The sequence below is a fragment of the Variovorax sp. 3319 genome (assembly GCF_031456585.1).
GTDB classification, from domain to species: domain Bacteria; phylum Pseudomonadota; class Gammaproteobacteria; order Burkholderiales; family Burkholderiaceae_C; genus Variovorax; species Variovorax paradoxus_P.
On sequence record NZ_JAVDUZ010000002.1, the window covers coordinates 193,110 to 204,346 of the forward strand.

An 11,237-nucleotide genomic window follows, 5' to 3' on the forward strand; every position below is an offset into this window, starting at 1 on the left:
GGGGCGAAAGAGACCAGGAAAAGATCTGGGGAAGACTGCGAAAAGGCGATTGCATGCAACCGGCCCGCCTTTGTCTCACGGCCCGGCGCGCCGGGCGGGCAGCCGGCATCCCGGCTTGATGTGGGAGAGTTGCCCTCCGACCGTAAAATCGTTCGCTTTCGCGGCGCATTGCCGCGCTACCGTCCAAATGTCCGGCCTGCGCCGGCCAGCTTCATGTTGACCTTCCAGCAAATCATTCTCAAACTGCAGTCGTACTGGGCCGACAAGGGCTGCGCGCTGCTGCAACCGTACGACATGGAAGTGGGCGCGGGCACCTCGCACACTGCCACCTTCCTGCGCGCGCTCGGCCCCGAACCCTGGAAGGCTGCCTACGTGCAGCCCAGCCGCCGCCCCAAGGACGGCCGCTACGGCGAGAACCCCAACCGCCTGCAGCACTACTACCAGTACCAGGTGGTTCTCAAGCCGGCGCCCAGCAACATCCTGGAGCTGTACCTCGGCAGCCTCGAAGCGCTGGGCTTCGACCTGAAGAAGAACGACATCCGCTTTGTCGAAGACGATTGGGAAAACCCCACGCTCGGCGCCTGGGGACTGGGTTGGGAGGTGTGGCTCAACGGCATGGAAGTGACGCAGTTCACCTATTTCCAGCAGGTGGGCGGCATCGACTGCAAGCCCATTACCGGCGAAATCACCTACGGCCTGGAGCGCCTGGCCATGTACCTGCAGGGCGTGGACAACGTCTACAACCTCACATGGACCGAAGGCCTGAGCTACGGCGACGTGTACAAGCAGAACGAGGTCGAGCAATCGACCTACAACTTCGAGCACAGCGATGCCGAGTTCCTGTTCACCGCCTTCAACGCGCACGAAAAGCAGGCCAAGCACCTCATGACCGAGCAGCTCGCGCTGCCGGCCTACGAGCAGGTGCTCAAGGCCGCGCACAGCTTCAACCTGCTCGACGCGCGCGGCGCCATCAGCGTGACGGAGCGCGCCGCCTACATCGGCCGCATCCGCAACCTTGCGCGGAGCGTGGCGCAAAGCTACTACGAGAGCCGTGAGCGGCTCGGTTTTCCGATGGCGCCGCGCGAGTGGGTTGCACAAATCACGAAGAAGGCGGCTTGAGCGATGACGAGCGTGCAAAAGAATCTGTTGGTCGAACTCTTCGTTGAAGAGCTGCCCCCCAAGGCGTTGAAGAAACTCGGCGATGCCTTCGCAAATGGCCTGCGCGACCAGCTCGTGGCCCAGGGGCTTGCCGAGCCGAGTTCCGTGCTCACCGCCTACGCATCGCCGCGCCGGCTGGCTGCGCACCTCACCCACGTGGCCGAGCGTGCCGCCGACAAGGCCGTGTCGCAAAAGCTCATGCCCGTGGCCGTGGGGCTCGACGCCTCTGGCCAGCCCACTCCTGCGCTGCTCAAGCGGCTGGCCGCCCTCGGCGCCGATGCCTCGGCCGTGCCCGGCCTGAAGCGAGCAATGGACGGCAAGGCCGAAGCGCTGTTCTATGAAAGCACCGCCAAGGGCGCAACGCTCGCCGAAGGGCTGCAGAAGGCGCTGGCTGAATCCATCGCCAAGCTGCCGATTCCCAAGGTAATGAGCTACCAGCTCGAAAGCGGCTGCGAACTGCCCGGCTGGAGCAGCGTGAGCTTTGTGCGCCCCGCCCATGGCCTGGTGGCGCTGCATGGCGATGCCGTGGTGCCTGTCGAGGCGCTGGGCCTGCATGCGGGCCGCGAAACGCACGGCCACCGCTTCGAAGCGGCAGTCGACCCGGTCGTGCTGCGCGATGCCAACAGCTATGCGCTGCAGATGCAGGACGATGGCGCGGTCATTGCGAGCTTCGAGGCCCGTCGTACCGAAATTGCGCGCCAGCTTGCGGCCGCGGCCGTGCGGGTGGGCGGCGGCACGGTGCCCATTCACGACGACGCGCTGCTCGACGAAGTCACGGCGCTGGTCGAGCGGCCCAACGTGCTGGTCTGCAGCTTCGAGCGCGAGTTTCTCGAAGTGCCGCAGGAGTGCCTCATCCTTACGATGAAGGCCAACCAGAAATACTTTCCCCTGCTCGACGCGGCGAACAAGCTCACCAACAAGTTCCTGGTGGTCAGCAACATCAGCCCCGACGACGCGAGCGCGGTGGTCGGCGGCAACGAGCGCGTGGTGCGCCCGCGCCTGGCCGATGCCAAGTTCTTCTTCGACCAGGACCGCAAGAAATCGCTGGCCTCGCGCGTCGAATCGCTTGGCAAGGTGGTCTATCACAACAAGCTGGGCACGCAGGGCGAGCGCGTGCAGCGCGTAATGCGCATTGCGCGCGGCATTGCGGCGCAACTGGGGCAGCCGGGGCAACCGACGGATGCCACGCTCACCGCGCACGCGGTGCAGGCAGCGCAGCTTGCCAAGGCCGATCTCGTGACCGACATGGTCGGCGAGTTTCCGGAGCTGCAAGGCACCATGGGCCGCTACTACGCGCTGCACGACGGCCTGTCCGCCGAAGTGGCCGATGCCATCGAAGACCATTACAAGCCGCGCTTTGCCGGCGACGAACTGCCGCGCAACACCGTCGGCCTCGTGGTCGCGCTGGCCGACAAGCTCGAGACGCTGGTCGGCATGTTCGGCATCGGCAACCTGCCCACCGGCGACCGCGATCCGTTCGCGCTGCGCCGCCATGCGCTCGGCGTGATCCGCATGCTGATCGAGAAGGACCTGCCGCTGGGGCTCGACGCGCTGCTGCATGACGCCGCCGCGCAGTTCAAGGACATCGAAGGCTTCGACAGCGGCAAGGCCACGGTCGAGCTGCAAGACTTCATTCTCGACCGCCTTGCCGGCAGCCTGCGCGAGCAGGGCGCCAGTGCGCAAGAGGTCGACGCCGTGCTGGCGCCGCGCCCGCAGCGCCTGGGCGAAGTTCCCAAGCTGCTGGCGGCCGTGCGTGCCTTTGCGGCGTTGCCCGCGGCCGCCGCCTTGGCCGCGGCCAACAAGCGCATCGGCAACATCCTCAAGAAGGCGCCCGAGGCCGACGCCCACGTCAGCGAGCTGCTCTTGCAGGAGCCCGCCGAAAAGGCGCTGCATGCGGCCATGGCAAAGGTGGTGCCTGCCGCCAATGCGCAGTTCGACGCCGGCGACTACACCGCTTCCCTGCAGACCCTGGCTGCGCTGCGCGAGCCGGTCGATGCCTTCTTCGACGGCGTGATGGTCAATGCAGAACAGGCCGACCTGCGACTCAACCGGCTGGGCTTGCTGATGTCGTTGCACGCCGCGATGAACCGCGTGGCGCAACTCGAACGGCTGGCAGTCTGAAGCGAAGCACGGGCTCTTTTGCCAACGCCATGAAACTCGTCATCCTCGACCGCAACGGCACGATCAACGTGCACCGCGAAGACTTCGTCAAGAGCGACATCGAGTGGACGCCGCTGCCCGGTGCGCTCGAAGCCGTGGCCAAGCTCAACCATGCGGGCTGGCACGTGGTGGTCGCGTCCAACCAGTCGGGCCTGGGCCGCGGCCTGTTTGACATGGCGTCGCTCAACGCCATGCACGCCAAGATGCACAAGATGCTCGCGGCCGTGGGCGGCAAGGTCGATGCGGTGTTCTATTGCCCGCACAGCCCCGACGAGGATTGCGACTGCCGCAAGCCGAAGCCGGGCCTCTTCCTGCAGATCGGCGACCGCTACGGCATCGACCTGCAGGGCGTGCCGACCGCCGGCGACAGCCTGCGCGACCTGCAGGCGGGTGCCGCCGCGGGGTGCGAGCCGCACCTCTTGCTCACGGGCATGGGGGCCGCCTGCATCGGCGTAGACCCGCTGCCCCCCGAATACCCGGCGAACACCATGGTTCACGAGAACCTCGCCGCCTTTGTCGACTTCCTGCTTGCGCGCGAAGCGCAGGCTGCACTCCAGGTGGCTGTCTGATGGCGTTTTTCCGTTCCGTTCTCCACGCCCTGTGGATGCTCGTCACCGTGGTGCCCTGGGGCATCATCATGTGCGTCAGCTCGCTCTGGAAGCGCGGCATACCGCTCTACTGGATGGCCGTGCAGTGGCTCAGCTGGGCCATTGGCGGCGCGCGCGTGCTGCTGGGTATCAAGACCCGCGTCACGGGCATGGAAAACCTGCCGACCGACAAGCTCGCAGGCGCGATCCTGCTGGTGAAGCATCAGTCGACTTTCGAGACATTTCTCATGCCCACGCTGATGCCGCATCCGCTGGCATTCGTGTTCAAGAAAGAACTCATCTACGTACCCTTCTTCGGCTGGGCCATGGCCCGGCTCGACATGATTCACATCGACCGCAGCCAGCGCGCGCAGGCGTTCAACAAGGTCGTGAACCAGGGCCGCAAGCTGCTTGCGCAGGGCATCTGGATCATCATGTTTCCCGAAGGCACCCGTATTCCGCGCGGCCAGAAGGGCACCTACAAGAGCGGCGGCACGCGGCTCGCATGCGAAACCGGCGTACCGGTGATTCCGGTTGCGGTGACCTCGGCCAAGGTTTGGCCGCGCAAGGCGTTCATCAAGCGCCCCGGCGTGGTCGATGTGTCGATCGGCCCGGCCATCTCCAGCGTCGGCCGCAAGCCCGATGAGCTGATGCGCGAAGTCGAAGCGTGGATCGAATCCGAAATGCGCCGGCTCGACCCCGAGGCCTACCGCGACAGCCCCCCGCTGCAGCTGCCGCAAGAAGTGCGCTGAGCAAGAAGAACGACGACCAGAGATTCGACATGCGGGGACTGCTTCAGTTCACGATGGACCTGTTCGAAGGGCCGGGCAACGAGTTTGCGCCGGCCAAGGCACCTGAGCCCAAGCCGCGAAAGGTGAAGAAGAAGGCTGCGCCGCCCGTGGCTGCTTCGCCTCCTGTGGCCGATGCCCAGCAGCAACAGCAAGACGACGCCGGCCAAGCCGCTTTGCCCGCCATTCCGCTGCGCGACACGCTGACGCTGGCGAGCTTCGTCCATCCGCAGGCCACGCGCGAAACGGTGCTGGGCTCGGCCCGTGTGGCGTATGAGTTCAAGCGCGGCAAGCGCAAGACCATCGGTTTCGTGGTTGGCCCCGAAGGTTTGTCGGTACGTGCGCCGCGCTGGGTCACCCTGCGCGATGTCGATGCCGCCATTCAGGAGAAGGCCGACTGGATCATCCGCAAGTTGCTGGAAACGCGGCAACGCCACGCACGTGTCGAGGCCACGCGCATCGAGTGGAAAGACGGCGCGGAGTTTCCTTTCATGGGCGAGCCGGTCGTGATTCGCCTGGATCCGAAGCACGGCTTTGCAAGCGTCGGCGGCACGCTCGATGAGGCAAGCGGCGACGGCACGGGGCCGCGCATCTTGCGCCTGGCCGTGGCGCAAAACGCCGAACCCGCGCAGATTCGCGATGCCGCCCAAGCCTGGCTCATGAGACAGGCGCGGCGGCTGTTCATCGAAAGGCTCGATCACTTTGCGCCCCGACTTGGAGTGCGGTGGCAGAAGCTGTCGTTGTCGAATGCCGCCACGCGGTGGGGCAGTGCGAGTGTGGATGGGTCGATTCGGCTGAACTGGCGCTTGATTCACTTTCGCCTGCCGGTGATCGACTATGTGGTTGCGCATGAGCTGGCGCATCTGCGGGTGATGGATCACTCGCATCGGTTTTGGGAGACGGTGGAGAGTGTGGTGCCGGACTATGGGGTGCTGCGGCGGCAGTTGAAGGATGAGGCTGTGCCTCGGTGGGGCTGATTGCTGGCTGTGTTTGCTTCCCGGGGCCGGGGCGAAACCCGGCCTCGGGAAACAAACCAAGACCAGCAGACTCAACGCGCGTGCGTAACCCCCCCATCCACCACCAACGTAGACCCCATCACATAGTCCCCCGCCCGAGAAGCAAGATAAATAGCCGCCCCAGCCATATCCTCCGGCACCCCAATCCGCCCCGCAGGAATCCGTTCCTTCACCTCGTCCCCATGATCACGCGCCAGCTTGTTCATGTCCGAAGCAAACGCCCCAGGTGCAATCGCACTCACCACAATCCGCTCTTGCGCCAGCCGCAGCGCCATGCGCCGAGTCAGCTGAATCAATCCGGCCTTGCTCGCCGCATACGAATAAGTCTCCTGCGGGTTCACCGAAATCCCGTCGATGGAAGCAATGTTGATCACCTTCGCGAGGTGATCGGTCGCCGCCTTCCTGAGCATCGGCGTCAGCGCCTTTGTCAGGAAGAAGGGCGTCTTCAGGTTCAGGTCCACCACCTTGTCCCAGCCGCTCTCCGGAAACTCGTCGTACGGCGCGCCCCATGCCGCCCCGGCGTTGTTCACCAGGATGTCGAGCGAGCTTTCATGCTTGGCGTAGGCATCGACCAGCGCCTGCGCACCTTCCAGTGTAGACACGTCGGCCGGCAAGGACACACACTGCCCGAAGGCCGAAAGCTCCTTGGCGGTCTGGTCGCATGCGGCTGCCTTGCGGGCCGAGATGTACACGCGCGCGCCCTGCGCCAGAAAGCCCTCGGCAATCATGCGGCCGATGCCGCGCGAGCCGCCGGTGATCAAGGCGCTGCGGCCCTTCAGCGAGAAGAGTTGGGTGGTGTCCATGGTGCAGGTGTCTCCTGAATGAAAGATTTCAGGAAACGAGCTTAGTGCGCCGCGTGCGCGCAGCGCGTCACCTTGGCGGCAGCGCCAGGCTCCGGGGGCTTGTGAAGCTGCGCAGCTCGCCGCTCACCGGGTCCTGAAATGCCACCGACTTTGCCAGCAGCTGCAACGGCTTTTCGAAGTCGTCGGTATCGGGCGGCAGAAGCGTGGGATAGATCGGGTCGTTGACGATCGGCATGCCCAGCGCCATGCAATGCACCCGCAGCTGGTGCTTGCGGCCCGTCACCGGCGAAAGTTCCAGCAGGGCGTAGCCATCGGCCGCCTGCCGCACGACGATGCGCGTTTCCGAATTCGGCTCGCCGGCTTCTTCTTTCACGCGCATGAAATGCTCGTCGTCCACCAGCCGGCTGCGGTAGATGGCGGGCGCCGACGACACGCCCGGTTGCCACGGCACCACGGCTTCGTAGTGCTTGGCGATGCGGCGCTCGGGAAACATGGCCTGGTAGGCGCCCCGGGTTTCGGGGCGTACCGAAAACAGCACCAGTCCGGCCGTGCTGCGGTCGATGCGGTGCAGAGGCACCAGGTTGTCGAGCTTCAATTTGCGCTTGAGCCGCACCAGCAGGCTCTCCTGCAGATACTTGCCCGTGGGGGTTACGGGCAGGAAGGGGGGCTTGTCGACCACCACGAGTTGGTCGTCCTGAAACAGCACCCGTTCGTCGAACGGAATGCGCACCTCGGCGTCGAGCGTGCGGTAGTAGTACACGCGTAGCGGCGCCTGATAGCGGCGCTGCGCGGTCACGGGCACGCCGTGCTCATCGACCACGTCGCTGGCGTCGATGCGGGCCATCCAGGCCTCGCGCGAAATCGCGGGAAAGCGTTCGATCAGAAACTCGGCAATCGTGGTCCAGTGGCCTTGCGGCAGGCCGACGCAGCTGGGGCCGACCCCGTCGCGCGTGGGCAGCGGCAAGCGCTGGCCGGTCATTGCAAGAACTCGCGACGGAGCACAAGGGCCGCCTCGGCAAACGAGGGCCGCGCGGCCACATCGGGGTGCATGCAGCGGTCTTTAAGGGCGGCCATGGCCTCTGGCGGCGCATCGCTGCAGCGGTCGAGCAACTCTTCCAGCAGGCAGCCGAAGGCGCGCATCTCCAGCCGTTGCAGCGCCGCAGTTTGCGCCGCCTCCAGCGCGCCGGTCATCCAGGCCGCGCCGAAGTCGCCGAGCAAGCCGCCGCCCTGTGCACTCCACAAGATGTTGTGCGCGTACAGGTCGCCGTGCAGGATGCCGCGGGCATGCAGATGCTGCATGGCCGAAGCAATGTCGCGCGCAATGCGCAACGCCACGCCGGAAGGCCATTGCGCGTCGGCGGCATAGATGTCGCGCGTGCACGATGCGAGGCTCGGCGGCCCGGCAAGCGTGTGAAAAGACGAGTCCACCAGCGCCATGACCAGGCCTTCGACGCCTTCAGGGTGGCCGTCGATCCGGCTTTGCGCGGCAATCAATGTCGAGTGCGCACCGGCTGCGATGCTCGCGGCCATTTCGCTGTGCGGCCAACCGTCGCTCGTTACCGCGCCCTTGAACAGCTTGACTGCCACGGGCTGCGCCGCAGGGCCGAGCGTCGCCCGGTAGATCACACCCGAGGCGCCTTCTCCGAGCTTTTCACCCAACGCCAGGTCGCCCCAATCGACGTGCGGTACCGACTGCGCGGCAATCGCGGCGTCTTCGGCTTTCGCATCGAAAGGGTTGCCCGCGCCAGCGAGCCACGAAAGGCGCGGCATCGAAAGCAACCATCGGGGCAGGGCCTCGAAGCGGTTCGCGGAAATGCGCAGCAGTTCGAGCTGGCTGCAGGCCGCCAGCGATTCCGGCAGTGCGCTCAGCCGATTGCCGGCAAGCATGAGCTTCTGCATTCGCGTGCACTGGCCAATGGCATCGGGCAGTGTCTCGACGCAGTTGTCCGTCAGGATCAGCCAGCGCAAAGAGGGCAATTGCAGCGCTGCTGCCGGTACGGCGGCGATGCGGTTGGCCTTGAAGCCGACCATTTCCAGGCCCTGGCAACGGCCGATGGATTCGGGCAACCGCGTAAAGCGGTTGTCGGAGCAGAACAGGACGCGAAGGCGGTGCAGCCGGTCCAGATCGCCCGGCAGCGTATCGAGCGCGTTGCCCGAAAGGTTCAACACCTCGAGCGAATCGGCAAGGTCGAAAATCTCGCGCGGAAACTCGGTGAGTCCGCACGAGAGGTCGATTCGTTTGGCGCCAGCCAGCCGGCCGGCGCGCAGCTCAGCCAGCGTGTCCATCCGGCAAGTCTAAATCCCCGGCTAGACGGCGCTGCGGCCTCTGAAGCGGTAGACGCCGTCCTTGCCCAGTTCGCGCCTGACCTGGCCCGAAAACCACAGCAGGTGCAGGTGTGCCACCGTTTCGCCCATGGCAAAGGTCATCTGGTGCAGATCGAGTTCACGCTTGAACAGGATCGGCAGGCCCTCGGCTGCGGTGAGCGGGCGGGCGGTGCAGGCTTCGAGCAGTTCGGCCAGCCGGTCGCGGTGATGCTCTTGCAGCTGGTCGACGCGGCGGTGAATGCCGGTGAACGGCTTGCCGTGCGAAGGCAAGCCCAGCGTGTCGGCGGGCAGCGCCTTGAACTTGTCGATGCTGTCAAGGAAGAGCCGCAGCGAGTTGGCCTCGGGCTCGCCCGCATGCACGCTCACGTTGGTCGAAATGCGCGGCAGCATCATGTCGCCGCCCAGCAGCAGCTTCAGTTCGTCGCAGTACAGGGCGATGTGCTCGGGCGCATGGCCGTAGCCGCTGATGCAGCGCCAGGCATGGCCGTTGATGGTGACCGTGTCGCCGTCCATCATGCGTGTGAAGCGCTCTGGCACCGAGGGCACCATGTTGGCGTAGTAGTTGGTGCGGGCGCGAATCTTTGCCACCGCCTCCGGATCGGTCAGGCCGTGCGACGCAAAGAAGTTGGCCGCCTGGTCGCCGCCGGCCAGGGTGTCGCCGGCGGAGGTCAGCACGCGCGCCACGTGGTAGTCGGTAGAACTGATCCACAGCGGCGCATTCCAGCGCTTGCACAGCCAGTCGGCCAGGCCGATGTGGTCGGGATGCATGTGCGTGACGATCACGCGCAGGATCGGCAGGCCCTGCAACTGGGTTTCGAACACCTGCTCCCATTGCGCGCGGGCCTCGTCGTGGGCAATGCAGCAGTCGACCACCGTCCAGCCCTCGACGCCGTCCAGGCTGTCGCGCAGCAGCCAGAGGTTGATGTGGTCGAGCGCAAACGGCAGCCGCATGCGGATCCATCGCACGCCCGGCGCCACTTCCAGTGCTTCGCCGGGGGCGGGCAGGGTGTCGCCCAGGGGGTAGTGGAGTTCGCGTTCGAGGAGGTTCATGTAAGATTGACGTTTACGTAAACGTCATGGGTTAAGGGCATCATTGTAGGGACGCGGGCGCAAACCTGCTGTCGCCACCGCAACGCCCCTCCAGACGGCTTTTTCGACCGATTCCAGCTACATGTCTGCGCAAACCTTCACCATCAGCCAGCTCGCGAAGGAGTTCGACCTGACGACGCGCGCCATTCGCTTCTATGAAGACATGGGGCTGCTGACGCCGGAGCGGGCCGGCATGCAGCGCGTCTACAGCGCGCGCGACCGGGCGCGGCTCACGCTTACGCTGCGCGCCAAGCGCCTGGGCCTCAGCCTGACGGAGGCCAAGGAAATCCTCGACATGTACGACAGCCCGCGCGACACCGTCGCGCAGCTGCAGAAGTTTCTCGGCGTTCTGGGTACCCACCGCGCCCAGCTGGAAGAGCAGCTTGCCGAACTGCAGGCCAACCTGGCCGAAGTGCGCGAGCACGAGAAAAAAGGCCGCGCGGCCCTGGCCAAGGCGCAGCGGGCGGCCAAGGCGGCCTGACCCAGGGGCCACTGATATACCGCATACGAATCACGACTCATCGACAATCACGCCCATGTCCGACACTCTTGATGACCTCTTTGCCCACAACCGTGCCTGGTCCGCACAAATGGAACGCGACCGGCCCGGCTTCTTCACCAGCTTGGTGAAGCAGCAGACGCCGCGCTACATGTGGATTGGCTGCTCCGACAGCCGGGTGCCCGCCAACCAGATCACCGGCCTCGAGCCCGGCGAGGTGTTCGTGCACCGCAACGTTGCCAACATCGTTGTGCATTCCGACCTGAACGCGCTCTCGGCCATCCAGTTTGCCGTAGAGCACCTGAAGGTCGAGCACATCATGGTGGTCGGCCACTACGGCTGCGCCGGCGTCAAGGCGGCGCTCAGCGGCAAGCGCATCGGCCTGGCCGACAACTGGATCCGCCACATCCAGGACGTGCGCGACCGCCACGCCGTTATGCTCGACAGCCTGCCCGAAGACGTGCGCGTCGACGCGCTGTGCGAGCTCAACGTGGCCGAGCAGGTGGTCAACGTGGCCGTCAGCACCGTCATGGTCGACGCCTGGGGACGCGGCCAGAAGGTCAAGATCCACGGCTGGACCTTTGGCGTGCACGACGGCCTGCTGCAGGACCTGGGCCTGAACGTCGACGGCGCCAAGCCGCTCGACGCGGTGTACAAAGCTGCGGTTCAGCGCATTCGCTACAAGTGGAGCAAGCCGTCGGGCGCCTCGCCGTCCGGCCAGGCAGGCGCGGACGGAATCGCTACTGAAGCCATTCCGGTCGTTTCCCCCATTCAGGCGGCTGCAGGCAGCGAAACGAAAACCGGCTGAGGCC

Annotated in this window: 11 protein-coding genes; 7 read left to right on the plus strand and 4 right to left on the minus strand. The window is 65.6% G+C overall.

Translation table 11 applies throughout. From position 1 onward, the window contains the following. Positions 1-213: 213 nt before the first annotated feature. The 5 genes from glyQ to J2X67_RS05250 are packed head-to-tail and all read left to right on the plus strand — an operon-like array spanning position 214 to position 5,670. Complete coding sequence (gene glyQ, locus J2X67_RS05230; protein ID WP_055808465.1) at positions 214-1,119, plus strand: glycine--tRNA ligase subunit alpha; 906 nt, start codon at positions 214-216, stop codon at positions 1,117-1,119. Positions 1,120-1,122: 3 nt separating this feature from the next. Further along, a complete protein-coding gene (glyS, locus tag J2X67_RS05235) occupies positions 1,123-3,279 on the plus strand; it encodes a glycine--tRNA ligase subunit beta (RefSeq protein ID WP_309951154.1) in 2,157 nt (718 codons plus the stop codon). A gap of 29 nt (positions 3,280-3,308) precedes the next feature. Next, the gene (gene gmhB, locus J2X67_RS05240; RefSeq protein ID WP_157616078.1) at positions 3,309-3,887 is read left to right on the plus strand and encodes a D-glycero-beta-D-manno-heptose 1,7-bisphosphate 7-phosphatase; all 579 of its coding nucleotides are present in this window, start codon (positions 3,309-3,311) and stop codon (positions 3,885-3,887) included. Further along, positions 3,887-4,657, plus strand: a complete 771-nt coding sequence (locus J2X67_RS05245) for a lysophospholipid acyltransferase family protein (protein WP_309951158.1) — start codon at positions 3,887-3,889, stop codon at positions 4,655-4,657. The genes gmhB and J2X67_RS05245 overlap by 1 nt, the downstream gene beginning before the upstream one ends. Positions 4,658-4,686: 29 nt before the next feature. Next, positions 4,687-5,670: a M48 family metallopeptidase gene (locus J2X67_RS05250; RefSeq protein ID WP_409050462.1), complete on the plus strand. Its 984-nt coding sequence runs from the start codon at positions 4,687-4,689 to the stop codon at positions 5,668-5,670. Positions 5,671-5,741: 71 nt separating this feature from the next. On the opposite strand, the gene J2X67_RS05255 is transcribed toward J2X67_RS05250, so the two are convergent. The 4 genes from J2X67_RS05255 to J2X67_RS05270 all read right to left on the minus strand — a co-directional run bounded on the left by J2X67_RS05255 (position 5,742) and on the right by J2X67_RS05270 (position 9,887). Next, a complete protein-coding gene (locus J2X67_RS05255; protein WP_309951160.1) occupies positions 5,742-6,512 on the minus strand; it encodes an SDR family oxidoreductase in 771 nt (256 codons plus the stop codon). A 67-nt stretch (positions 6,513-6,579) separates the two neighbouring features. Further along, positions 6,580-7,491, minus strand: coding sequence for a pseudouridine synthase (locus J2X67_RS05260; RefSeq protein ID WP_309951163.1), 912 nt, complete (start codon positions 7,489-7,491; stop codon positions 6,580-6,582). Next, positions 7,488-8,798: a leucine-rich repeat-containing protein kinase family protein gene (locus J2X67_RS05265; protein WP_309951164.1), complete on the minus strand. Its 1,311-nt coding sequence runs from the start codon at positions 8,796-8,798 to the stop codon at positions 7,488-7,490. The genes J2X67_RS05260 and J2X67_RS05265 overlap by 4 nt, the downstream gene beginning before the upstream one ends. A 21-nt stretch (positions 8,799-8,819) precedes the next feature. Beyond that, a complete protein-coding gene (locus J2X67_RS05270) occupies positions 8,820-9,887 on the minus strand; it encodes an MBL fold metallo-hydrolase (RefSeq protein WP_309951166.1) in 1,068 nt (355 codons plus the stop codon). 121 nt (positions 9,888-10,008) lie between these two features. On the opposite strand from J2X67_RS05270, the gene J2X67_RS05275 reads away from it, so the two are divergent. Continuing rightward, on the plus strand, positions 10,009-10,407 hold the full coding sequence (locus J2X67_RS05275) for a MerR family DNA-binding transcriptional regulator (protein ID WP_309951167.1): 399 nt from the start codon (positions 10,009-10,011) through the stop codon (positions 10,405-10,407). A gap of 55 nt (positions 10,408-10,462) precedes the next feature. Beyond that, positions 10,463-11,233 (plus strand): carbonate dehydratase, encoded by a 771-nt coding sequence (gene can / locus J2X67_RS05280; RefSeq protein WP_309951169.1) that lies wholly within the window; start codon positions 10,463-10,465, stop codon positions 11,231-11,233. Positions 11,234-11,237 lie beyond the last annotated feature (4 nt).

Bases quoted from the DNA above. Each gene is read 5' to 3' on its own strand.
- glyQ (WP_055808465.1), top strand. From the start codon at position 214: ATGTTGACCTTCCAGCAAATCATTCTCAAACTGCAGTCGTACTGGGCC.
- glyS (WP_309951154.1), top strand. From the start codon at position 1,123: ATGACGAGCGTGCAAAAGAATCTGTTGGTCGAACTCTTCGTTGAAGAG.
- gmhB (WP_157616078.1), top strand. From the start codon at position 3,309: ATGAAACTCGTCATCCTCGACCGCAACGGCACGATCAACGTGCACCGC.
- J2X67_RS05245 (WP_309951158.1), top strand. From the start codon at position 3,887: ATGGCGTTTTTCCGTTCCGTTCTCCACGCCCTGTGGATGCTCGTCACC.
- J2X67_RS05250 (WP_409050462.1), top strand. From the start codon at position 4,687: ATGCGGGGACTGCTTCAGTTCACGATGGACCTGTTCGAAGGGCCGGGC.
- J2X67_RS05255 (WP_309951160.1), bottom strand. From the start codon at position 6,512: ATGGACACCACCCAACTCTTCTCGCTGAAGGGCCGCAGCGCCTTGATC.
- J2X67_RS05260 (WP_309951163.1), bottom strand. From the start codon at position 7,491: ATGACCGGCCAGCGCTTGCCGCTGCCCACGCGCGACGGGGTCGGCCCC.
- J2X67_RS05265 (WP_309951164.1), bottom strand. From the start codon at position 8,798: ATGGACACGCTGGCTGAGCTGCGCGCCGGCCGGCTGGCTGGCGCCAAA.
- J2X67_RS05270 (WP_309951166.1), bottom strand. From the start codon at position 9,887: ATGAACCTCCTCGAACGCGAACTCCACTACCCCCTGGGCGACACCCTG.
- J2X67_RS05275 (WP_309951167.1), top strand. From the start codon at position 10,009: ATGTCTGCGCAAACCTTCACCATCAGCCAGCTCGCGAAGGAGTTCGAC.
- can (WP_309951169.1), top strand. From the start codon at position 10,463: ATGTCCGACACTCTTGATGACCTCTTTGCCCACAACCGTGCCTGGTCC.